This window comes from Microcystis sp. 49638_E5, assembly GCF_021300285.1.
In the GTDB taxonomy this organism is placed as follows: domain Bacteria; phylum Cyanobacteriota; class Cyanobacteriia; order Cyanobacteriales; family Microcystaceae; genus Microcystis; species Microcystis aeruginosa_C.
The window spans coordinates 50,058-72,724 of sequence record NZ_JAJTDH010000004.1 but is presented as its reverse complement, the minus strand read 5'-3'; the positions used below and the strand labels follow the sequence as shown (position 1 = coordinate 72,724).

Annotated in this window: 20 protein-coding genes; 10 read left to right on the top strand and 10 right to left on the bottom strand. The window is 42.6% G+C overall.

Annotation, left to right across the window (positions count from 1 at the left end):
- The first annotated feature begins 418 nt into the window (after window positions 1–418).
- The 3 genes from LW728_RS01585 (at window position 419) to truB (ending at window position 4,315) form a co-directional block, all read left to right on the top strand.
- On the top strand, window positions 419–1,990 hold the full coding sequence (locus LW728_RS01585) for a hydantoinase B/oxoprolinase family protein (RefSeq protein ID WP_287764865.1): 1,572 nt from the start codon (window positions 419–421) through the stop codon (window positions 1,988–1,990).
- Window positions 1,991–2,111: 121 nt separating this feature from the next.
- Complete coding sequence (tsaD, locus tag LW728_RS01580; protein WP_004268497.1) at window positions 2,112–3,146, top strand: tRNA (adenosine(37)-N6)-threonylcarbamoyltransferase complex transferase subunit TsaD; 1,035 nt, start codon at window positions 2,112–2,114, stop codon at window positions 3,144–3,146.
- A 287-nt stretch (window positions 3,147–3,433) separates the two neighbouring features.
- Window positions 3,434–4,315, top strand: a complete 882-nt coding sequence (truB, locus tag LW728_RS01575) for a tRNA pseudouridine(55) synthase TruB (RefSeq protein WP_287764863.1) — start codon at window positions 3,434–3,436, stop codon at window positions 4,313–4,315.
- A 121-nt stretch (window positions 4,316–4,436) separates the two neighbouring features.
- On the opposite strand, the gene LW728_RS01570 is transcribed toward truB, so the two are convergent.
- The 4 genes from LW728_RS01570 to LW728_RS01555 form a co-directional block, all read right to left on the bottom strand.
- Window positions 4,437–4,709, bottom strand: a complete 273-nt coding sequence (locus tag LW728_RS01570; RefSeq protein WP_004268499.1) for a hypothetical protein — start codon at window positions 4,707–4,709, stop codon at window positions 4,437–4,439.
- Between the two features lie 99 nt (window positions 4,710–4,808).
- Window positions 4,809–5,855 carry a histidinol-phosphate transaminase gene (gene hisC / locus LW728_RS01565; RefSeq protein ID WP_287764861.1) on the bottom strand — a complete coding sequence of 349 codons (1,047 nt, stop codon included), beginning with the start codon at window positions 5,853–5,855 and terminating at the stop codon, window positions 4,809–4,811.
- 313 nt (window positions 5,856–6,168) lie between these two features.
- Window positions 6,169–7,389: a (E)-4-hydroxy-3-methylbut-2-enyl-diphosphate synthase gene (ispG, locus tag LW728_RS01560; RefSeq protein ID WP_287764858.1), complete on the bottom strand. Its 1,221-nt coding sequence runs from the start codon at window positions 7,387–7,389 to the stop codon at window positions 6,169–6,171.
- Window positions 7,390–7,423: 34 nt separating this feature from the next.
- Window positions 7,424–8,338, bottom strand: coding sequence for an alpha/beta fold hydrolase (locus LW728_RS01555; protein WP_004268502.1), 915 nt, complete (start codon window positions 8,336–8,338; stop codon window positions 7,424–7,426).
- A 344-nt stretch (window positions 8,339–8,682) separates the two neighbouring features.
- On the opposite strand from LW728_RS01555, the gene LW728_RS01550 reads away from it, so the two are divergent.
- Both LW728_RS01550 and lysS read left to right on the top strand, forming a co-directional pair.
- Window positions 8,683–9,252 carry a TIGR04376 family protein gene (locus tag LW728_RS01550; RefSeq protein ID WP_287664912.1) on the top strand — a complete coding sequence of 190 codons (570 nt, stop codon included), beginning with the start codon at window positions 8,683–8,685 and terminating at the stop codon, window positions 9,250–9,252.
- A gap of 106 nt (window positions 9,253–9,358) precedes the next feature.
- A complete protein-coding gene (gene lysS / locus LW728_RS01545; RefSeq protein WP_004268513.1) occupies window positions 9,359–11,080 on the top strand; it encodes a lysine--tRNA ligase in 1,722 nt (573 codons plus the stop codon).
- A gap of 60 nt (window positions 11,081–11,140) precedes the next feature.
- Here the strand turns inward: lysS and LW728_RS01540 are convergent, their stop codons facing one another.
- Entirely contained in the window at window positions 11,141–12,787 is a 1,647-nt protein-coding gene (locus tag LW728_RS01540; protein ID WP_287664916.1) for a DUF3685 domain-containing protein, read from the bottom strand.
- 58 nt (window positions 12,788–12,845) lie between these two features.
- Entirely contained in the window at window positions 12,846–13,286 is a 441-nt protein-coding gene (locus tag LW728_RS01535) for a Fur family transcriptional regulator (RefSeq protein WP_004268517.1), read from the bottom strand.
- A 660-nt stretch (window positions 13,287–13,946) separates the two neighbouring features.
- Here LW728_RS01535 and LW728_RS01530 point away from each other — a divergent pair.
- Window positions 13,947–14,525, top strand: coding sequence for a PEP-CTERM sorting domain-containing protein (locus LW728_RS01530; RefSeq protein WP_287764853.1), 579 nt, complete (start codon window positions 13,947–13,949; stop codon window positions 14,523–14,525).
- Window positions 14,526–15,141: 616 nt separating this feature from the next.
- On the opposite strand, the gene LW728_RS01525 is transcribed toward LW728_RS01530, so the two are convergent.
- A complete protein-coding gene (locus tag LW728_RS01525) occupies window positions 15,142–15,612 on the bottom strand; it encodes a DUF29 domain-containing protein (protein WP_004158521.1) in 471 nt (156 codons plus the stop codon).
- Window positions 15,613–15,790: 178 nt separating this feature from the next.
- On the opposite strand from LW728_RS01525, the gene LW728_RS01520 reads away from it, so the two are divergent.
- The 3 genes from LW728_RS01520 (at window position 15,791) to recN (ending at window position 19,666) form a co-directional block, all read left to right on the top strand.
- The gene (locus LW728_RS01520; RefSeq protein ID WP_287664920.1) at window positions 15,791–16,849 is read left to right on the top strand and encodes a DUF2157 domain-containing protein; all 1,059 of its coding nucleotides are present in this window, start codon (window positions 15,791–15,793) and stop codon (window positions 16,847–16,849) included.
- A gap of 96 nt (window positions 16,850–16,945) precedes the next feature.
- Window positions 16,946–17,626: a two-component system response regulator RppA gene (gene rppA, locus LW728_RS01515; protein WP_043997953.1), complete on the top strand. Its 681-nt coding sequence runs from the start codon at window positions 16,946–16,948 to the stop codon at window positions 17,624–17,626.
- 312 nt (window positions 17,627–17,938) lie between these two features.
- Entirely contained in the window at window positions 17,939–19,666 is a 1,728-nt protein-coding gene (gene recN, locus LW728_RS01510; protein WP_287764850.1) for a DNA repair protein RecN, read from the top strand.
- A 3-nt stretch (window positions 19,667–19,669) separates the two neighbouring features.
- Here the strand turns inward: recN and LW728_RS01505 are convergent, their stop codons facing one another.
- The gene (locus tag LW728_RS01505; protein ID WP_004268525.1) at window positions 19,670–20,311 is read right to left on the bottom strand and encodes a Uma2 family endonuclease; all 642 of its coding nucleotides are present in this window, start codon (window positions 20,309–20,311) and stop codon (window positions 19,670–19,672) included.
- 24 nt (window positions 20,312–20,335) lie between these two features.
- Window positions 20,336–20,977 carry a Uma2 family endonuclease gene (locus LW728_RS01500; protein ID WP_287664922.1) on the bottom strand — a complete coding sequence of 214 codons (642 nt, stop codon included), beginning with the start codon at window positions 20,975–20,977 and terminating at the stop codon, window positions 20,336–20,338.
- A 121-nt stretch (window positions 20,978–21,098) separates the two neighbouring features.
- On the opposite strand from LW728_RS01500, the gene LW728_RS01495 reads away from it, so the two are divergent.
- A complete protein-coding gene (locus LW728_RS01495) occupies window positions 21,099–22,292 on the top strand; it encodes an NAD(P)/FAD-dependent oxidoreductase (protein WP_287764847.1) in 1,194 nt (397 codons plus the stop codon).
- A 2-nt stretch (window positions 22,293–22,294) separates the two neighbouring features.
- Here the strand turns inward: LW728_RS01495 and LW728_RS01490 are convergent, their stop codons facing one another.
- Window positions 22,295–22,570, bottom strand: a complete 276-nt coding sequence (locus LW728_RS01490; RefSeq protein ID WP_002768833.1) for a hypothetical protein — start codon at window positions 22,568–22,570, stop codon at window positions 22,295–22,297.
- Window positions 22,571–22,667 lie beyond the last annotated feature (97 nt).

Here is a 22,667-nt window from a genome sequence, read left to right as displayed (position 1 = left end):
TTATATCTCAGTCAGCCCCTATCAGTGGCTCTCCTGCAAAAATCAAAAATCTTCTCTTGGGTGAGGAGACAGGAGGTTCCCAGGCTCTCTTGGGTTTGGTGGGTAAAATGTGTTCTAAGATATAGTCTGGCGAGCAAGTGGAATGAACCACAGAGACACAAAGGACACAAAGATCGCTCCTATGCAAGTTAAACTGATCACACAAAGAATAAGAGAGCCACTCCGACAGAGGAGGATAAAAAAGAGGTTCTCAGCAATGCTCTAAAGTTGATAAATATCAATTTAACAAAAACTCAAAGCCTTAGTATACAAGCTTTACAAGCACGAATTGTTGATAGTTTTACATGACAGGTTCGGTAGAGCCAAAAAAGACAAGAGACAGCTAACTGATAACTGATAACTGATAACTGACTTTCCTATGTCCCCTCTCAATTCTCACCGCTCAGAAATAACTACCGTTGCCGATCCTATTTATTTAGAAATCTTTAAAAATCTCTATCAATTTATTGCCGAAGAAATGGGGATTACTCTCCAAAATACGGCAGCAAGTGTCAATATTAAAGAGCGCCTAGACTTCTCCTGTGCTATTTTTGATGAGGTGGGAAATTTAATCGCTAATGCTCCTCATATTCCCGTCCATTTAGGCTCCATGGCCGATAGCGTTAAAAGCTTAATTCAGGATAAAGGTGAGACGATTCGTCCGGGGAATGTTTATCTAGCTAATAATCCTTATAATGGCGGTACTCACCTGCCGGATGTCACAGTAATTAGTCCTATTTTTGACCGCCAAAATCAGGAAATATTATTTTATCTTGCCTCCCGGGGACATCAAGCTGATATCGGTGGCATTACCCCCGGTTCTATGCCTCCCCACTCTGTCCATATTAGCGAAGAAGGAATTTTATTCGATAACTTTTTGCTGGTAGCGGCGGGCCAGTTTCGGGAACAAGAATTAATTAATCACTTAACTAATAGTCCTTTTCCTGCACGCAATATCGCCCAAAATATTGCCGATTTTCAAGCACAAATAGCCGCTAATGCCAAGGGGGAAAGAGAATTACATAATATGGTTGATCGCTACGGATTAGCTATGGTTAAAGCCTATCAACAGTTCGTTCAAGATAATGCCGAATTAGCAGTTAGAAAAGCTATATCTGTCTTAAAAGATGGCGAATTTACTTATTATCTAGATAACGGTGCTGTCATCAAGGTCAGAATTACCATAGATATTGAAAATTGTCAAGCAACCATCGATTTTACTGGCACATCTGACCAGTTAAATAATAATTTTAATGCACCCCTAGCAGTGACAAGAGCGGCGGTTTTATACGTTTTTCGTACCCTTGTGGAGGAGGCAATTCCTTTAAATGCTGGCTGTTTCAAACCCCTCCATTTAATTATCCCATCTGGCTGTTTTCTTAATCCCGTTTATCCAGCGGCCGTAGTAGCAGGAAATGTAGAAACTTCCCAGGCAATAGTTAATGCTTTATACGGCGCTTTAGGCATTCAAGCAGCCAGCCAAGGGACGATGAATAATTTCACTTTTGGCAATCAAGAATATCAATATTATGAGACTATTTGCGGCGGTTCTGGTGCGGGGGCAAATTTTGCGGGAACCGCTGCCGTACAAACCCAGATGACTAATTCCCGTCTCACCGATCCGGAAGTATTAGAAATGCGCTATCCTGTGTTAGTAGAAAGTTTTAGCATTCGCCACGATAGTGGCGGCAGGGGACAATATTCTGGAGGTGATGGTGTGATTAGAAGAATTAAATTTCAAGAGTCCATGACTGCTAATATTTTATCGGGTAATCGCCAGATTCCCCCCTTTGGACTAGCGGGAGGAAAAGCTGGTAAAATAGGACGTAATGCCGTGGAAAGAAACGATGGAACTATCGAAGAATTGCCCGGTACTGCGACTGTAGAAATGAACCTTGGTGATATTTTTATTATTGAAACCCCCGGCGGTGGTGGCTATGGAAATTGTTGAACTATAATTTTAATTAAGTACCTAAGCAAAATTAAGTAAGTGGTTATAATTAAATTAAAGATGGATCCCCCCTTAATCCCCCCTTAATAAGGGGGGTGTCTGACGATTTACTGATTAAATCATGACAATTATCTTAGCGATCGAAACCAGTTGCGATGAAACTGCTGTGGCTATTGTTAACAATAACCAGGTGTTGAGTAGTGTGGTTTTTTCTCAAATTGATCTCCATCGTCTCTATGGCGGTGTTGTGCCGGAAATGGCCTCGCGACAACACCTAGAAACCATTAATTTTTGTCTAGAAAAAGCTTGGCAAGAAACGGGGTTAAATTGGTCAGAAATTGATGGAATAGCCGCCACAGTTGCCCCCGGTTTAGTAGGTGCTTTAATGGTGGGAATGACGGCGGCCAAAACCCTGGCTATTGTCCACGATAAACCCTTTATCGGCATTCATCATCTCGAAGGTCATATCTATGCTTCCTATCTCGCTGAACCCAATCTTAAACCTCCTTTTTTATCTCTTTTAGTCTCCGGGGGTCATACCAGTTTAATCCATGTGCAGGCCTGCGGTAAATATCAACAATTAGGAACCACTAGAGATGATGCAGCCGGAGAAGCTTTTGATAAAGTGGCACGATTATTAAACTTAAGTTATCCTGGTGGTCCGATAATCGATCGCATGGCTAAAGATGGTAATCCCCAAGCTTTTCCCTTGCCTGAGGGTAAAATATCTTTACCAACCGGCGGTTTTCATGCCTACGATTCCAGTTTTAGCGGTTTAAAAACTGCTGTTTTGCGCTTAGTAGAGAAATTCGAGCCAGATAATTTACCTGTAGCTGATATAGCCGCTAGTTTTCAAGATACGGTAGCCAGAAGTTTAACCCGTAGGACAATCAATTGTGCCTTAGATTATGGCTTAAAAACTATTGCGATCGGGGGAGGAGTGGCGGCTAATAGTGCCTTAAGAAATCATCTGGAAACTGCCGCCAAAAATCATCATTTAACCGTCTATTTTCCGCCGCTTAAACTCTGTACCGATAACGCCGCTATGATTGCTCGCGCTGCTGTTGATCATTATGATCTTGGTCATTTTTCTGACCTTTCTATCGGTGTTCGTTCCCGTTTACCTTTAAGCGAAGTTATGCAATTATATAAGTAGGGTTTGCGGCAAAAAGGTTTTCGGTGGGGGCAGGGTGTGGGGTGTAGGGTGTAGGGTTTTAACTATTTTCAGCATGAAGCCCAACGCCCGATTATGTTACGCTACCGCTAACCCATCCTATAAATAATTGCGCCTCCCTACTTAATACGTCAGATTTTTAGATATCAGCCGTCAGTATTCAGTATTCAGTATTCAGAATTGAGGAGATTGCTTTTATCTATTCTCCCCATCACCCCACCACCCCACTTCATAATTCATAATTCATAATTCATAATTCATAATTTATAATGTTTGGCTTTTTAAATCTCAATAAACCCCCCGATTGGACTTCTCATGATTGTGTGGCCAAAGTCCGAAAAATTCTTAAGACAAAACGAGTCGGCCATGGGGGAACTTTAGATCCTATGGCTACGGGAGTTTTACCGATCGCCGTCGGGGCTGCTACCCGATTACTGCCCTATTTACCTGAAAATAAGGCTTATCGGGCAAAAATCCAGTTAGGACTCAGCACCGATACCGATGATATTACGGGAAAAGCGATCGCTACTTGTCCCTGTGCCGATTTAACTTTAGAGGCAGTTAAGCCTCATTTAGCGGAATTTATTGGCAATATTGCCCAGATTCCGCCGATGTATAGTGCTATTCACAAGGATGGTCGCCGTCTCTACGAATTGGCTCGCAAAGGGGAAATAATCGCAGTGGAGCCTCGTCAGGTCAAAATTGACCAAATTACGGTTTTAGGCTGGTTAGAGGGGGAATTTCCGCAGATAGAGCTAGATATTCACTGTGGATCGGGGACTTATATCCGTTCCCTGGCCAGAGATTTGGGCAAGGTGTTAGCTGTGGGTGGCACTTTAGCCAGTTTAACTCGCACGGAAAGCTGTGGTTTTCAATTAGCCGATAGTATTAATCTGGAAGCTTTAATGGCTAATTCTGAGGGTTTAATTTCGCCTCGCATGGCCTTGGCACATCTAGACTGGATTTCTTTCACACCAGAGAGAGTTATCGATTGGTTTCACGGCAGAAAAATTAATCTAACCGATGCAAATGTTATAATCGGTTCTCTGGTTGCCGTGGAGTCTTTAGAGGCTCAATTTCTCGGCATTGGTGAGATAGTTGTCGCAGAAGATGAATACTACCTACAGCCTAAAATAGTTATTCAGCAATAGGGGTAATAATTAGGGTCTGCTGAAAAAGTTTTTCGTGGGGACAGGGTGTGGGGTGTGGGGTGTGGGGAGAATAAATAAAATAATCTCCTATCTCCTGACTCCTGACGACCGACTCCTAACCCTAACAACAGTTTTTGATTTTTACAATAGGTCTAGTATAAACCCACTGATTATGATTTTTTCTGGCCACGACTTTTTTAGAAGCGACCAAAGATTTTAGACAAAGATTGAGCATAGAAACGGGACGATTTAAGCGCTCACTCAATTCTTGAACTGTGATTCCTTGGGGATAAAATTGCATAAGTTCAAAAATTTGTGCGCTAGTATTTAGTCCTTTTTTCGGACTAATAATCTTGATAGCCAAGGCTAGTAATCGGGAGAAACGACAGGCCATTAGACCCTTGTTTGTCGCTGCTTTGTTCCGATCAATCTAGCTTTTTTTGAGAAGTTATTAGGGGTTAAAGTGTTAATAAAATCTTGACGAAAATAGAGATTAATTTGTTCCCATAATCTCTTGAATAGCAGATAAAAGGCGATCAATTTCCCCATCAGTGCCGATAGAAATCCGTACATAATTCTGAATGCGAGGATGTTTAAAATATCGCACTAATATCTGACGCTCTTTGAGTTGATTATATAACTCACTGGCACTAATCTGGGGGGGAGAAGCGAGGATAAAATTAGCTTCCGAGTCAAAAACAGTGAATCCCAACTCGCGCAGAGAAGTAATTAAACGGCCGCGGGTTTGACGGACTTTTTGCCAAACTTGCTCAAAATAATTATTTTGTTTTAAAGCTGCTGTGGCTAAAGTTTGAGCGATGCGATCTAAATTATAGGAATCACGCACCTTATCCATCTGTTCAATAATTGCCCTGGAAGCAAAACCGAAACCGACTCTTAACCCCGCTAAACTATAACTTTTCGACATAGTGCGACTAATGATGACATTATCGTAACGGGAGAGAAAATCGAGATGATTGTCATCACTAAAATCCACATAAGCTTCATCAATTAATACCAATCCCGAGGCATTAGCACAGGTTGCTTCTAAATAGTCGCGCTCAAGATGTTTACCGAGGGGAGGATTAGGAGAAGCCAGAAAAATTAATTTAGCTTCCGGACAAATAATCGGTCCTGCTAATGCAAATTTATCATTAGTGGGAAATTGGATAATATTTGCCCCGTGTACCCGAGCAATTGTCTCGTAAAGGGAATAGGTTAAATCTAAAAAAGCGACACTTTCGCCAGGGTTAACAAAAGTTCGCAGGGCGATATTGAGGATATCATCGGAGCCATTACCCGCGATTATCTGATCGGCTGCTATGCCGTATAATTCCGCCGCCGTTTGCCGTAACTCTTTGGAGATAGGATCGGGATAGAGTCGGACTTTCTCTAATTGCTCTGGCAGGTGGGCAAAAATTTCCGCCGGTGGGGGATAGGGATTCTCATTGGTGTTAAGTTTGGTAAATCCCGCAGTTTGGGGCTGTTCTCCCGGAGTGTAAGCGGGGGTTTGACGAACACAATCGCGTGTAGGTAGCATGAACTCTCTGGGGCGGCAATTTCTAGCAAGCTTTCTATTGTAACAAATCCTCGCCGATGATCGGGGGTTGAATCGATGTCAACCCCTACTGGTAAAACTAATTAGGGTTGGCTGAATAAATCTAAAAACCTTGTTGGATAATATCTTTAGGCTTTTTTGAAATCAAAAAGTGCCAGCGATTGGAGTGATTGGGGGGAAAATTCAGGTACTTTTTCCCTAAAAATTAGATAATTGACTCCCTGAAAATGGGTAAAACCCCACACCCCACACCCCACACCCTGCCACCACCGAAAAACTTTTCAGCAAACCCTAATTAAGGTTCTACCCAACGGCCATCGGCTTTAATTAAATTAATCAACTCGCTGACACCTTCACTCTCGGGGACCCGTTTAATTTCCTCGCGACCGCGATAAAGGGAGATATAACCGGCCTGTTTCCCCACATAACCATAGTCTGCGTCGGCCATTTCTCCCGGTCCATTGACAATACAACCCATAACGGCGATATCGAGTCCGGTGAGGTGTTGAGTCGCTGCGCGCACTTGCTGCAGGACATCTTCTAAATTAAAAAGAGTGCGACCACAGGAAGGACAGGCAACGTATTCGACCATAGTTTTCCGCAGTCCCAGGGCCTGGAGAATGCTGTAACAGACGGGAATTTCCTTTTCGGGAGCTTCCGTCAGAGAAACGCGAATCGTATCACCAATACCGTCTGCTAAGAGAGTGGCAATCCCGGCAGTGGATTTAATTCGTCCGTATTCCCCATCTCCTGCCTCAGTAACCCCCAAATGTAGGGGATAATCCATACCTAACTCGTCCATGCGCTTAACCATGAGACGATAGGCGGCCACCATCACCGGCACGCGGGAAGCTTTCAGGGAAACCACCAGATTGCGAAAATCGAGGGATTCGCAGATGCGGATAAATTCTAAAGCCGACTGTACCATTCCTTCGGGGGTGTCGCCGTAGGTAAAGAGCATTCTTTCGGCCAGAGAACCGTGGTTAACGCCGATTCGCATCGCTTTACCTTGATCTCGCAGAGAAATCACTAAAGGTTTCAGGGTTTCGGCAATTTTTTCGCCAATTTCATCAAATTCTGCTTGACTGTACTCGCTGCGGTCGGCTTTCGGTTTCTCGAAAACGTACAAACCGGGGTTAATCCGCACTTTATCGACGTGCTTGGCCACTTCTAGGGCGATTTTCATGCCGTTGTGATGTACATCGGCTACTAACGGCACGGGTTGATAGGTGGCGAGCAGTTTTTCCCTAATTTTAGCTAAAGCGGTGGCGTGGGACAGACTCGGCACGGTGACGCGGACAATTTCACAGCCGATTTCATGGAGGCGACGGATACCGGCCACGGAACCATCTATATCAAGGGTATCCTCGTTAATCATCGACTGCACGACCACGGGATGACCACCACCGATGGTAACGCTACCTACCCGGACGGGACGGGTTTTGCGTCGGTGAATCGTGGTGTCAAATTCGGAGGCAGTTGTGGGGGGGTTGAGCGTCGATTCCAAGGTTTGCATAGGACTATGACCAACAATCACTCTCCCTATTCTCTCAAAGAACAGGAACAGATTCTAGCCACTCTAATAAAATTGGGTTAAAACGGTCAGGACATTCATCCTGTAAACAATGACCGGCCCGGTCAAATTCTACATATTTAATCCTAGGATTAAGGGAGACAAAACCCTGCGCTAACTGGACGGGAACCATGCGATCTTGCTTGCCCCAACACAATAAAATCGGGATTTCTAAGCGTGGTAAAATTAACTTTGCTGGTGGACAATATTCGGGATGATTGACAGCTTGTGCTAGGGAAATAAAGGCCTCCGCTGCCCCCTCATCTAGGGTTGGGGCGGCGATAATTTGTACTAATTCCTCGCTGACTGCTTTCTTGTCTTCGTAGGCGATTCCTGTCCATTTTTTCAAGACTTGCGGACGACGCAGATAGTAAAAAATCGGTTTTAATAGCCAAGGAGAAGTGAAAAAGTTTTCGATGGGAGTGACGATATTTAATAACCAATCGGCGATCATTTCCCGCCGACGGCTGACATCGGGTAAACTGAGCATAACTAATCCGGCTACCATTTCCGGGTATTTACCCCCTAGGGCCATACTAACTAAAGAACCGATCGAATTTCCCACTAATACCACCGGTCTATTGATAAAAGTTTGCCAGAAATCGTGTATTTGTTCCACCCAGAGATTAACGGTATAGGGAACCTGCACTTTGCGCGAACCACCAAAACCTAATAAATCTACCGCGTAAACTCGATGATTTTGGCTGAGAATAGGAATATTATGGCGCCAATGTTCGATCGCCGCTCCAAATCCATGCAGTAAAATTAAAGGGGGATTATCGACATCTTGGGGGTTTTTTGCCGGCATAAAACTATAACGAATTTGCCAACCGCGCCACACCCAATCCCGTTGATAACCGATGCGTTCTGTCCAAGCTGGTGAAGTTGTCACTTAAGTCAAACAATTAAGAGGGTTTCAGGAAATATCACTCTAAGTAGGTAGGAGTTAAAAATTATCAGATGCCCCCCTTATTAAGGGGGGACTAAGGGGGGATCGGCACCCCCCTTATCAAGGGGGGAAGGGGGGATCGAACCTAAAATCCATTTTTAATTTAATTATAACCAGCTACTTAGTTTTATCATACTGGTTTCCCCCTGCCTAACCTGCGGCCGAATAACATTTTTGTACTACTTTTCCCAAATATATTTAAATCTAGGGTTGATCTAGCCTATGCTAAAAAGAGGGGGATTAAAATCGCTCCTAGACTTTAATTGAAAATTTAGGATACTGCACAGATGGGCAATCTATTTGATGATGTCAGTCGCTTTCTTGAAACCCAACTGGAAGAATTTCTCAGAAGTCATCCCCAATTAGAATTACAGGCGCTGGTAGAACAACTGCGCGAACAGGAGCGCGATACTGCTAAACTGATTACCGCCCTAGAAAATGAGCGTCAACGTCTCGAACAGCAAATTTTGGCCACTGCCCAAGATATCCAAACTTGGCACGCTAGAATTGATAAGGCTAAGGCCGCTGGACGGCAGGACTTGCTTAAGGCTGCTAGTGAACGCGAGGCAGCCCTATTTCGTCAGGGTAATCAACTTTGGGGACGGATGGAAGGGGTGAAAAAACGTCTGACTCAATCCCAAGAGTTACTGCAACAGATCCAACAACGTCGTCAAGAAGTGCAAATTAAAGCCGAAAAAGCCCCTAAAAATCAGTCGCGTGACTGGGAAACCACTTTTTGGGATCAACCCCAAGAATCGGACTATCAGCCCTCGAACTACGATAATCTCGATCTAAAATTTAAAGAATGGGAAATGGAAGAAGAATTGAAAAAATTAAAGCGAGAAATGGGACGATAATTTTTCAGTGAGCAGTAAACTGATAACTCACATCTGATAACTGATCACTGATAACTGAAATCCCCAACACCTAAAAATTTCCCAGAATTGTTCCTCTTAGAAAACGATGGCATCTCAAGCACAAAATCCTGAAAATCAACCCTCCTCTACCCTCGAAGAAATCCGGGCCGCTCGTTTAGAAAAAGTGGCAGGATTGCAAAAAGCTGGCTTAAATCCCTACGCTTATCAGTGGAAATCTACCGCTCACGCTCAACAATTACAAGAGCAGTACGCTGACTTAGCACCGGGGGAAGAAATTAGCACCGAAGTGGCCATTGCTGGTCGGATTATTGCCCGAAGAATTATGGGTAAACTAGCCTTTTTTAACCTGCAAGATGAAACGGGAACGATTCAATTATACCTCGATAAAAAACGCATTAGTGAAACCATGGCCGCCGTGCCGAATGCCTTTAACACGGTGATTAAACTAACCGATACGGGCGATATTTTAGGGGCAAAAGGCACAATTAAACGCACAGAACGCGGAGAATTATCTATCTATGTAAACCAGTACGAAATTCTCACCAAATCCCTCTTACCTCTCCCGGATAAATGGCACGGTTTAACCGATGTAGAAAAGCGTTATCGACAAAGATATGTGGATTTAATTGTTAATCCCGAAGTGCGACAAACTTTTCGCCGTCGCGCCCAAATTACCGCTGCCATTCGCAGATATTTAGACCAAGAAGGTTTTATTGAAATTGAAACTCCCGTGCTACAAAGTGAAGCGGGAGGAGCCGATGCTAGACCGTTTATCACCTATCATAATACGCTGGAGATGGAGTTATATCTCCGCATTGCCACCGAATTACATCTAAAAAGATTGATAGTCGGGGGTTTTGAAAAAGTCTTCGAGTTAGGCAGAATTTTTCGCAATGAAGGGGTTTCTACTAAACATAACCCCGAGTTTACTTCCATCGAAATCTATCAGGCCTACGCCGATTATTATGACATGATGGAGTTAACCGAAAACATTATTGTTAATGCCGCACAAGATGTTTTAGGTACGCTGAAAATTACCTATCAAGACACGGAAATTGACCTAACTCCTCCTTGGCGACGAGTGACTATGCACGAATTAGTCCAAGAAATAACCGGGGTTGACTTGAATAGTTTTGAGGATTTCGAGTCGGCTCGTATTGCCGCAGAAAATGCCGGCATTGGCGTTCCAGAGGACTGTAAAACCATCGGTAAGCTCCTAAATGAAGCTTTTGAACAAAAAGTCGAAGAAACCCTAATACAGCCCACTTTTGTGCTAGATTTTCCCGTGGAAATTTCCCCTTTAGCTAAACCCCATCGCTCAAAAACTGACCTCGTAGAAAGATTTGAATTATATGTGGTTGGACGGGAATTAGCTAATAGTTTTTCTGAGTTAACCGATCCCATCGATCAACGGCAAAGACTGGAAGCACAGGCACTCAAAAAAGCGGCCGGAGACTTAGAAGCGCAGGGAGTTGATGAGGACTTTTTAACCGCTTTAGAATACGGAATGCCCCCCACGGGAGGCTTAGGAATTGGCATCGATCGCCTGATCATGTTATTAACCGATTCTGCCAGTATTCGCGATGTGATTGCTTTCCCCTTATTAAAAAGTCAAAGTACAGCGATTAAATCTTTTGACTACGATGAGGAAAAAAAAATTCTGAAAGTGGAATTTAATCACGGTGGTATCTATCTTTATCATGATCTACCTTTGGCAGTATATAAAGATTTTCAGTCCGCACCATCGAAAGGACAGTTTTTTGTCGGACAAATTCGCGATAAATACAGTTTTGACAAGGAATTGTAAAAGTTAGGGTCACTTCAGTTATCAGTTATCAGTCATAATTCATAATTCATAATTCATAATTCATAATTCCTTTTTACCTTTGACTTCCTGCCAAGTGTTACCGACTCCCTGTAAAACCCCGCGAACTACTAAACCAATACCGCGACCGATAACTTGGATAAGGATATAGACTACTCCCTTACCCACCACCCGAAAAAAAGCGCGTAAACGAGGAGATAAAGAGTCTCTTAATTCTAAGGCGATCGAAACTAACCAGGGTATGCCTGTTAAACTGTTTAATTCTTCCTGTCGGGGGGAATAAATGGCTAAAGATTTGATTTGTCCCTCGCTATAGTGAAATAATTGATATTGACTTTCAAAGATATCTTTAGGTTCTTGCCAATATTGTTGCCGTCGGTATTTCCAAGATAATTCATTGCGGATTTTAGCTAATTTTCTGGCGATGAGAAATTCTGAACGGTAAAGTTTTTGTTTGATTCTTTCCGATTCCGAGAAGTTATTGAGAATAATTACTGTCACTGCATTGGCAAGATTATGAATGAGATTTTGCAGCAGAATTTCGGCTCTGGCGATAGTTTCAGGAGCATTAGCCCGGTATTCTACCCCGTCAATATTTAAACTATTTTCGTACAATAAATAGGAAAATAAGTCAAGAGTAAAAGGAATTTTATTGAGGATTTCTGTTTGAATTGCCTCTCTTTCTTCCAGAATAATTTCGTTAAGTCTGCCTTTACTAATTTCGTCAGAAATTGAGGCATTAATTTCTAAAAATTTACGCGTAACTTTCTCCCAGATATCGTAAATAATCAGATTTAAACGACTGGTTAATTCCCCGCTGCTAATCTGTAAATATCTCATTTCATCGACATTTTTGCGAATTTCATCGAGAACTAAATACAATAATTCCCGTTGCCGATTATCCTGTAAAACATCGATTTCAAAACTAATCTTGGTTCTATTAATTAAAGGGGAGCGAATGACCGCTAAAGTGGACTCAAAAACTGCCGAAACACAGAGGGGACGCTCGCGGCTTAAAATTGGTAATTCCCGATCGATATTGTTAATTATTACCGGGGGTGTGACTGAAGCTGAATTGTAATAGCTCCCTTCCAGGGGAATTAGTTTTCTCACTAGCCATAGGGCTGCTAAAAGTTCTCGTTTTCTCCCCTGCCAATAAAAGCGATCAAAGCCGGATAAAGACTGTTGATTGAGATGGAGATCAATTAAATGTAATTCACTTTCGATGCGATTTAATCCCGTTCTTCCGGCAGCGATTAACCAATGGCTAGGGGCTAAACTTGGACGAGTAGCAATGGTGAGAGCAGAAGGGGCAACATCCGGGGATTCATCTCGGGAAATTTGCCCTAAAATAGTGATAAATTGCTCTAGGTTTGTGCCTTTGGGAATATAACCGGCGATGCCTAATTCTCTGGCGATTAGTTGCTGTCTGGAATCGAGAGGAAAGGTTAATAAAACAATTTTACTTTCGGGATAGCGAGAGTGGAGAATTTCACAGTAGGACCAATCAAAGAGAGGATCGATAATAATAATTTCGGGGGAGGGATTCAGAGTCAAAGCGAAAATTGTTTCTAAATCCCCTTCGGTGACGATACTAATATTTTCTATCCGCGACAAGGCCTGCACCAGACCCAAGCGGAAAATCGGGTCATTATCGATGATAATTAAGGTGAGAGGGCGATCGATCACAAGAGTTGCAGCCTGTCAACGGATACTATTCACAGGGCTAATTATACAGTTATCTGGCTCATTTGTTTTGTTTATAGCCATAGAAATCGATGCGATAATCGGTAATTTTTACCCCCGTCGATGCCTCAATCTGTTTAATTAATTCCGGGGGAAGTTGGATATGCACATCGATGATTTCTTGACTGTCCAGACAATTGACGTGACTGTGGGAATCGCTGATGTTGCCGTAGAGTCTGCCGTCCCAGCGTTCCACAGATTCGATAATGCCTTGACCCGATAGGGCTTCTAGGTTTTGGTACACTGAGGTATGACCGATGTTCTTTCCTTGCAGATTGAGACGATCATAAATTTCTCTCGCTGATAGGTGTTCCTGCGCTTGCCACAGCAATTCTAAAATATAGCGACGCTGACGACTAACCCGCATTCCTAAAGTTTGACACCTTTCGATCGCATCTTCTAAACACCGGATCGGTTTTTGTTTTACCTCCAAATTGTCCATAGTTGTATCCGTTGACCTCCGCCCTAATACATAGTCATTACCAGTTTAGCTTAGTCTTTCGATCGGTGTCCACATTGCGCCAGTTTTCAGCCCCTCTTCAAACTGAGATAAAAAATCAGCAGCGCCAGATTTGAGTAGATTTGCGAGCGAATGAGTGGAAAGAACCACTCCAGACACAAAGGACACAAAGATCGATCGCTACTATATAAATTGAACTTAGGGACTTGCGTGGGAATAATATCCCAGCCAGAAAATCACTCTGTAGAAGAATCAGACCAGCCAGATGGCATATTATCAAAGCGCAAGTCCCTTAGCTGCGGGGGTTCTCGAAGGCTCTCCCCCTACTTAGGGTGATCAGCAAACCTGAGCGCTCGGAGGGCGCAAGCATTGCGCCCCTACAGTAACGGATTTTGTCCACAATGTAGGGGCGAACTGCGTTCGCCCAAAAGGTACATTATCAAAGCGCAAGTCCCTTATCACACAAAGAATAAGAGAACCAACCATTTGCTTATTTCTATAAATAGGATTGAATATTTCTATACAAATCTTCTTGAAAAATATTTTGACCGATTGTACAGTTGGGCTGTAATTTAATTTATTTTTAGGGCCATGGCCACCAAATCGCCAAAATTATTCGAGTCATTGCGGTCATAGACCGCAATGACTGTCACTACTGTTGGCCTCACCCTAGCCGCTGCTTCTGGTGCTAGTGCCGCAACAGTGTTTGGTTTCCAAACTCCCTACGCTCCCATTAACTGGACATTTGCCAATAGTAATGCCGACGGGTTCGTCAATACCGGCGGCGCTCCCGCGTCCATTAGCCTGACTGGGGGGAACAATGATTCTGTCATTTCTGGAACCACAAACTACACCACCACTGCGGCTGCGGCTGGGACGGTGACGTTTAATTGGAACTATTCGACTAATGATAGTGATGGGCCTTTTTCCGATCCCTTCGGATATCTGCTCAACGGCAGCTTCACCCAAGTAACTAATGATGAGGGAGATGTTGTCCAAAACGGGACATCGACGTTTAACGTCCTAGCTGGCGACAGCTTTGGTTTCCGTATTTCCACTAACGATAACATCTCCGGACGGGGTAGTGTGACGATTTCTAACTTTTCTGCCCCCGGACCGATGGCACCGCCACCGACATCTGTTCCCGAACCGTCAACTGTGCTGAGTTTGCTGGTACTAGGAGGCTTAGGCGCTGGACTGAAGTACCTTAATCGCAATTGATGTCCTAAAAAACAGGGGACTAGGAGTTGACCTCTCCTCCTAGTTCCCAACTTGATTAGCTGTTGACTGTCTATGAGCGCCGGAGTTTGGAGCGGGGAGAGTTACACAATTCTGGCTTTAAGTCAATAGCCTTTACAAAACTTCAAAAATTGCAACATAAAAAAATTTCATCACTGGCGGCTTTTTTTGGGCAAGAGAATCGATATAGTCCCCTGATTGCCTTGGTTTTCCGTTGATTTAACGTTTAATGCTTAAACTAAGCCCACAGCATACCACGATCATACCATATTAATAAATGTAGGCAACCCAGATTTACAGCCAAATTTTGGCAAATTCTGGGAAAATCAAAATGTTGTAACTTGCTTGTTACACTTGACTAATCGCCCCAAATATTTAAATATTTTAATTATTTACCTTAAATTTATAATTTTTACTTATTCTTGAAGGCTGATTAACTAGGGTTGGGAAAAAAAGCTTGTAAGCTCTATTTAAAGTCAGTCGAGTCGCTTAGTATCGGGAGACAGATGTGACTTGTATAGCTTCCCAGTTTTTGAGATTTGAAGACTTTTTAGAAGCATTTTGAAAGCGTCTTAGCTGATGGATTAAATATGAATTATCAGCCATAGAAATCTTCATCAAGAATCTGTTCTAAGGAAAAAGGGCAGTCTAAGGGATATGCTTCCTCTGGAGGAATCGCAATTCCAAAGTCAGCCAATTTACTTTCCTTGATGGCAATTTTGCGACCTTTAGGATAGGTTTTATCGATGGCGATTGCTAAATGAGATTTCAAAGAAGGGGTGTTTTCTAGTAAGGCGATAACTCGTTCCCTGTGTTCGACAATGGAGCTATACCAGCTAGATTTCATGCTTTCAGGGGCGGAGGATTGTACTTTTAGTTTCAGTAAATGAGCCAGCAAAATCATTAAATTTCCTTCCAAGGCATTTTTATCTGATTTACCCAATTCTTTCAACTCCTCAACCAAATGAGATACATCTAATGCCTGAAAATCTCCTTGTTCTAACTGACCTATTGTTGTTATCAGCCATAATTGAAAATCTTGTTCATAGAGTTCTGATTTAGTTATCATGATGGCTTCGATAATAGTTAATATAGATTGAATTATACTCTATTTTGCAGATTTCGGATGTTGCAATCGGTAAATGTTAAGTTTTACTACAGGATTTAACATCTGCGCCTATGCCCTATTCCCTTATCCTTAGGATAAGCGGTTAAAATACATCTTAGCTTAAGGACTAGAGAATATTATGAGACTAGAAAGAGAAGATTTTGATTGGGCGGTACAACAAAACCTAATTACTGCCAGCCAAGCTGAAAATTTATGGACGGCTTTTTTGTCCCGTTATCCCCAGGAAGATGAAGTTAATCGCCCTCGCTTTAATTTTGCTAATGTGGCCTATTATTTTGGGGCATTAATTGTTATCTCTGCCCTGGGGTGGTTTATGAACGAAGCTTGGGAGAGTTTCGGTGGTGCAGGACTATTTTTTATCGCCCTGTTTTATGCAGTTTGTTTTATTTTGACTGGAAAAAATCTCTATTTTCAGCAAAATCTCAAAATCCCCGGCGGTCTTTTATTTACCATGGCAGTGGCAATGACTCCCTTAGCAATCTATGGTTTACAACGCTGGACAGGATACTGGCAAGCCGGATATCCTGGCATCTATCGAGATTTCCATACATGGATTAAAGGCAGTTGGTTTTTAATGGAATTAGGCACGATTATCGCGGGATTAATAACTTTGCGATTTGTTAAATTTCCCTTCTTAACTGCACCCATTGCCTTTAGTCTGTGGTATATGTCAATGGACTTAACTCCTTTACTATTTGGAGAGAACGAATATACATGGAGACTGCGACTGTGGGTATCCTTTTGGTTTGGAATTGCCTGTTTAATAACTGCCTATTTAATTGATGTACGTCAGCGCCGTAGTCGGGGTGATTTTGCTTTTTGGCTGTACCTATTTGGATTGATTATGTTTTGGTTTAGTCTATCTCTCCTCATCGATGATAATGAAGCGCAACGATTTTTGTACTGTCTAATTAACTTGGGATTGATGTTATTATCCGTCCTGCTAAAAAGAAGATTATTTGTGGTTTTTGGAGGTATCGGAGTATTTGCCTATCTTTCCTATCTCTCCTATCGTCTCTTTGCCGATTCAATTTTCTTTCCCTTTGCCCTAACCGTCCTAGGACTTGGTATTATCTATATGGGAGTTTTGTATCAGCGTCATTACCAAACCATGGCTAGATTTCTTGAAAGTTATATCCCTCTCGAATGGCGCAATTTATTCCCCAAAGATCGATAATTGGGAGAAATGGGGATATGGGGAGATAGGGGAGATTCAACTAAAAAACCCCAAAACCCCAAAACCCCAAAACCCAACACCATCTTTTTTACTTTTATGAAAATACTTATCGTTGATGATGAAAAAGAATTAACCGAACCCTTAGAACAAATTCTTGCTCAAGAAGGCTATGAAGTTGATATTGCTGATAATGGTCGGACGGGTTTAGAATTGGCACAAGAGAATAATTATGACCTCTTAATTCTCGATTGGATGTTACCCCAGCAATCCGGATTACAAATCTGTCAATATTTACGCAATCAAGGGGACACCACTCCCGTTTTGTTTCTAACCGCTAAGGATACCATCGATGATCGAGTGGCGGGATTAGATGCCGGTGCTGATGATTATTTAGTCAAACCCTTTCAACTGCGAGAATTATTAGCGAGAGTCCGCGCTTTATTGCGTCGTTCTCCCAATTTTGAAGCTAGTAATAGCAGTAAATTAAAATCTGCTGATTTAGAACTCGATAGCGAAAATCAAGTGGCCTATCGTCACGGTCGCACGATCAGTTTATCAGCAAAAGAAGTACAATTATTAACTTTATTTATGACCCATCCGGGGCAACTTCTCACCCATGAACAAATTTATCAGCATCTCTGGTCAGAAGGAGAGCAACCTAATAGTAATGTGGTTCCTGCCCTGATGCGTTTGCTGCGTCGTAAAATCGAAGCACCTGGAGAAACGCCTCTAATTAATACTGTCTATGGTAAAGGCTACCGTTTCGGGGAAAATTAGGGAATGGTGAAAGATAATAAGAATAAGTAACTGGTTATAATTAAATTAAAAATGGATTTTAGGTTCGATCCCCCCTGCCCCCCTTAATAAGGGGGGTGCCGATAGGCGGGGGGATCCCCCCTTAATAAGGGGGGTGCCGATAGGCGGGGGGATCCCCCCTTAATAAGGGGGGTGCCGATAGGCGGGGGGATCCCCCCTGCCCCCCTTAATAAGGGGGGTGCCGATAGGCGGGGGGATCCCCCCTTAATAAGGGGGGTGTCTGATAATTTTTAACGCCTACCTACTTAGCAACTGATTACTGATTACTGATATATGTTATCCTGCCTACAAATTGAAAATTTTACCCTCATCGATCGCTTAGAATTAACTTTCGGGAACGGATTAAATGTACTGACCGGTGAGACGGGGGCAGGAAAATCAATTATATTAGATGCGATCGATATTGTTCTCGGTGGTAAAGTCAATCATCGCGTCATCCGTCAGGGAAGCCAACAATCAACCCTAGAAGCGACTTTTTCTCTCACCCCAGAATTAATTGCTTGGCTAGAAAGTCAGGAAATTGACCCATTAGAGGATAATAGTCTGACCATCAGCCGGGAATTAGTGATTACTAATAATTCCTTGCGTTCTCGTTCTCGGATTAACGGAGTCGTCGCTAATCGCCAACAAATGGCGCAAATAAGAGATTTTTTGGTAGAAATCACCGCCCAAGGTCAAACAGTTCAGTTAATGGACGCTAATCGACAGAGGGAATTATTAGATCTCTACGGGGGTGAATCGCTGCTGCGGCAGCGGGAAAAAGTAGCCACAGCCTACGTTAACTGGCAAGAAAGCAAGAATATTTTAAATAATAGGTTGCAATCGGAACAAAATCGCCTACAGAGATTAGATTTATTGGAATATCAACTAAAAGAACTAGAATCAGCTAATTTAACTGACGCTGACGAGTTGGAACAGTTAGAACAGGAAAGAAACCGACTCTCCCACGGTGTCGATTTACAAAATTCCAGCTATCAAGTCTATCAACTACTCTACCAAAACGATCGCGATCAACCGGCCGTCGCTGATTTGTTAGGAAAAGCTGAAAATATCTTGACAAATATGATGGTTTATGATACAAGTTTAGAGCCAATTTTAGAGATGGTGCGATCGGCATTAAATCAGGTGGTGGAAGCGGGACAGGAAATCAACGTTTATGGGGATAGTCTAGAGGCAGATCCCGAGAGATTGAACGAGATAGAAGAGAGAATTATCCAACTTAAGCGCATTTGTCGCAAGTATGGCCCAAGTTTAGCCGAAGCACTCGATTATTATCAGAAATTACAACAGGAATTAGCGGAGTTGACGGGAGAAGGACAATCGATTGAGGAATTAGAAAAAATTTGTCAGCAACAGGAAAACATCTATCGAGAAACTAGCACCCAGTTAACCTTTTTGCGACAAGAAACCGCTAGTCAACTAGAAAAACAATTGGTACAGGAATTAAAACCTTTAGCCATGGAAAAGGTGATTTTTGTCTGTCGGATTGACCCGGGTAATCCTAGCAGTCTGGGAGTCGATCAGGTGGTATTTTATTTTAGTCCCAATCCGGGGGAAAAAATCCAACCTTTATCCAGTACCGCTTCCGGAGGAGAAATGAGTCGTTTTCTCCTAGCATTAAAGTCCTGTTTTTCCCAATCCCAATCGGCAGCAGCCACCCTAATTTTTGACGAAATCGATGCGGGAGTATCGGGAAAAGTTGCCCAGGCAATTGCCGATAAATTAGATCAATTAGGTCAAAAATATCAAGTTTTATGCGTTACTCATCAACCCTTAGTGGCTGCTTTAGCTGATCACCATTTTCGAGTTTATAAACAAATGATTGCCGAAGATAATCCCACTAATCTCTCGGAAATTCGCACGGTTGTCCGGGTTACTTCTCTCGATAATCGTCAGACGAGAAGGGAAGAATTGGCACAATTAACGGGAGGAAATTCGGCAGCAGATGCCATCGCTTTTGCCGAGTCTTTATTGGAGAAAGCGGCTGCTAAAAAACAGTAGGATTTAACCTTGAAATTGACTGATTAACCAACGTCCCACCTGACTTTGATCTCTGGTGCGTGCCTGTTGTAAAGCTGACTCTAAAACCGCAAGTTTTAAATTAGGTAAAACCTTTGATATATCAATTCTTTTACTACCTCGATCGATTATTTCAAAGGCGAATATTTGAGGATCATCTACCTGAACACTCCAGTATTCACTAACCCCTAATTCTTCGTAGAGTAAGCGTTTATTACCTAAGTCATCATTGAGGGTAGATTTTGAGATTTCAATGACTAAATCTGGTGGGGGATACTGATTTAAATCAATAATCGAAGTACCGTAGGGAATCAGATTAGCTTTCTCTGCAAAATAATAAGATATATCCGGTTGAACTTCTCGATAACCAGACCTGCGAAAACTGCAATTATCTTTGGCATTAAAGGCCAGATTTTTTAGGGTAGCATAGAGACTAACAGCAAAGATCAAAATAGCATGATCGCTGGCATGATCGTTACCAATAGGAGTCATTTCTAATCGATAATAGCCATTGTAATAATAACTTTTTCCTTGATTTTCTGGGAAGTTTTTAATTGCTTCTAAGTATTCTTCCCAACTAGCTTTAATCCATAAATCTGTCGAGATAGTAGTTTCTAGCTGTTGCATAATATTAGCCTCGATTTTATGTAGTTAACCTTGAAATTGAGTGATTAACCAACGTCCCACCTGACTTTGATCTCTGGTGCGTGCCTGTTGTAAAGCTGACTCTAAAACCGCAAGTCTTAAATTAGGTAAAACCTTTGATATATCAATTCTTTTGCTACCTCGATCAATTATTTCAAAAGCAAATATTTGGGGATCATCTACCTTAACACTCCAGTATTCACTAACCCCTAATTCTTCATAGAGTAAGCGTTTATTGCCTAGATCATCATTAAGGGTAGATTTTGAGATTTCAATGACTAAATCTGGTGGGGGATACTGATTTAAATCAATAATCGAAGTCCCATTTGGTATCAGATTCGCTTTTTCTCCTAGATAGTAAGATATATCTGGCTGCACTTCTCTAATTCCTTTTTTACGATAAGAACAAGTGGGGAGTCCTTGAAAAGGAATTTCTTTGAGGATAGCGTAGAGACTCACCCCCAAAAAGACAACATGATGATCTCTAGCGTGTTCAAATCCAATAGGAGTCATTTCTAATCGATAATAGCCATTGTAATAATAACTTTTCCCTTGATTTTCTGGTAAGTTTTTAATTGCTTCTAAGTATTCTTCCCAACTACCTTTAATCCATCGTTCAGTTATCCCCCTAGTTTCTAGCTGTTGCATAGTTATCCTATCCCGCTTTGAACTTTTTCTGTAATTATAGCAATTATCGACAAAATCAGAACCAAGGAACCGAGCAAGTATAATGATAGAATAGATTAATCGAGGAAAAATTAGCCCAATTATGACCACAACTTATGATTATATAATTATCGGTGGTGGTATCACTGGTTCCGCCTTAAGCTATGAACTAGCCAACCTAGGCAGTCGAGTCCTCTTATTAGAAAAAGAAACCCATCCCCTCAACGCCACTTTCTACAGTTACGGGGGTTTAGCCTATTGGTCGGCTACCACAGAAATCCAGAGAAAATTATATCAAGAAGGTCGAGAAATTCAGCGCAATTTATCCCAAGAATTGGGCATAGATAATGAATACCGGGACCTAGAGCTAATTCTCACCGTGAACCCCGAAGATGATCCGGTCACTGTGGCCGAAAAATTTGCTATCTTTGCTATTACCCCCGAAATTCTCGATCCGCAAGCAGCGATCGCTTTAGAACCTTTATTAAATCCCGCAGCTATCTCCGGAGTTTTACGACTACCCCACGGTCACATTAACGCCGAAAAAACTAATCTTGCCTATCAACAAGCTTTTCTACGTCTGGGAGGCACGATTATTCGGGAAGCTGTCATCGAATTAATTGAAACTGCATCGAGAATTACCGGCGTAAAAACTCCTAAAAATAATTATTCTGCTGGGGAAACTATCGTCTGTGCGGGGGGATTAACCCGGTCTTTACTGCAAAAATCTGGTATTGCTGCTCCCGTCTATTTTACCCATGCCCAGGTGATCAAAATTCCCCCCACTGAGATCAAATTAAACACCCTAGTTATGCCCGCAATTCCTGCCAGATTGCTATTAGAGCAAAAAATCACCCAACTAGAAAAGCAGGGCATTTGGCAGAGAGAAACCCCAGAAATAATTGCCAGTGTTTTAGAAACGGGGGCGGTACAATTCCGGGATCAAAGCCTTTATCTAGGGCAAATTAGCGCCATTGTCACCGATCCAGACGGGATTTTAAACCCTCTGGCCGGGGAAAAAGCAATCCGCACCGCCGTGGGGACATTGCTGCCCTCTTTAGCCGCTCTCCCCGGCAGCTGTCATCATTGCCTAGTGGCCTTTGCCCCCTCGGGACGGCCTCTGGTGGGAGCGATCGCCGATAAAGTGGGATTGCAGGTATTTTCTGGCTTTACCAGTACACTTGTATCGGCTCCGCCCCTGGCCCGACGTTTCGCGCGTCATCTGCTGGGGGAAAATGACGAGATAATTACTAATTTACAAAAGTTAAGAGAGAAATTAACTGATGGTTGCAATTAATCCTAATCGACTTTTTCCAACTGCCAAAGAATTTGGTTTCCCTCCCGTCTGACCCGGGAGATTACCCAATTTCGCCACGGCCAATGGTCGCCTCGACTGGTAACGGCCCCTGGATTAATATCCATTAAATCGGCCACTTCGGCGCTGGTAATCAAATAACCGCGATTGGCCACTTCATCGGCAATGCGTAGGGTTTCGATGAGATTTCTTAGCTGGTCAACTCTTTCTCCCCGGGGTAATTGGATTTCATCGCCAGCGCTATTAGGTGGTTCATTCATAGTTAGGGTCTGGTCAAAGTTTATTAACAATTAAAAATTGTCGGTTGAGGCAAACAAGCAAGCTTCCCCTATCGTTATTCTATCGATTCTATCAATA

Coding starts and splice junctions, on each gene's coding strand:
- LW728_RS01570 (WP_004268499.1), bottom strand. CDS start 4,709: ATGGCCTGTCGTTTCTCCCGATTACTAGCCTTGGCTATCAAGATTATT.
- recN (WP_287764850.1), top strand. CDS start 17,939: ATGTTATCCTGCCTACAAATTGAAAATTTTACCCTCATCGATCGCTTA.
- LW728_RS01520 (WP_287664920.1), top strand. CDS start 15,791: ATGAGACTAGAAAGAGAAGATTTTGATTGGGCGGTACAACAAAACCTA.
- LW728_RS01500 (WP_287664922.1), bottom strand. CDS start 20,977: ATGCAACAGCTAGAAACTAGGGGGATAACTGAACGATGGATTAAAGGT.
- truB (WP_287764863.1), top strand. CDS start 3,434: ATGTTTGGCTTTTTAAATCTCAATAAACCCCCCGATTGGACTTCTCAT.
- LW728_RS01535 (WP_004268517.1), bottom strand. CDS start 13,286: ATGGACAATTTGGAGGTAAAACAAAAACCGATCCGGTGTTTAGAAGAT.
- LW728_RS01490 (WP_002768833.1), bottom strand. CDS start 22,570: ATGAATGAACCACCTAATAGCGCTGGCGATGAAATCCAATTACCCCGG.
- LW728_RS01525 (WP_004158521.1), bottom strand. CDS start 15,612: ATGATAACTAAATCAGAACTCTATGAACAAGATTTTCAATTATGGCTG.
- LW728_RS01505 (WP_004268525.1), bottom strand. CDS start 20,311: ATGCAACAGCTAGAAACTACTATCTCGACAGATTTATGGATTAAAGCT.
- ispG (WP_287764858.1), bottom strand. CDS start 7,389: ATGCAAACCTTGGAATCGACGCTCAACCCCCCCACAACTGCCTCCGAA.
- lysS (WP_004268513.1), top strand. CDS start 9,359: ATGGCATCTCAAGCACAAAATCCTGAAAATCAACCCTCCTCTACCCTC.
- rppA (WP_043997953.1), top strand. CDS start 16,946: ATGAAAATACTTATCGTTGATGATGAAAAAGAATTAACCGAACCCTTA.
- hisC (WP_287764861.1), bottom strand. CDS start 5,855: ATGCTACCTACACGCGATTGTGTTCGTCAAACCCCCGCTTACACTCCG.
- LW728_RS01585 (WP_287764865.1), top strand. CDS start 419: ATGTCCCCTCTCAATTCTCACCGCTCAGAAATAACTACCGTTGCCGAT.
- tsaD (WP_004268497.1), top strand. CDS start 2,112: ATGACAATTATCTTAGCGATCGAAACCAGTTGCGATGAAACTGCTGTG.
- LW728_RS01530 (WP_287764853.1), top strand. CDS start 13,947: ATGACTGTCACTACTGTTGGCCTCACCCTAGCCGCTGCTTCTGGTGCT.
- LW728_RS01495 (WP_287764847.1), top strand. CDS start 21,099: ATGACCACAACTTATGATTATATAATTATCGGTGGTGGTATCACTGGT.
- LW728_RS01550 (WP_287664912.1), top strand. CDS start 8,683: ATGGGCAATCTATTTGATGATGTCAGTCGCTTTCTTGAAACCCAACTG.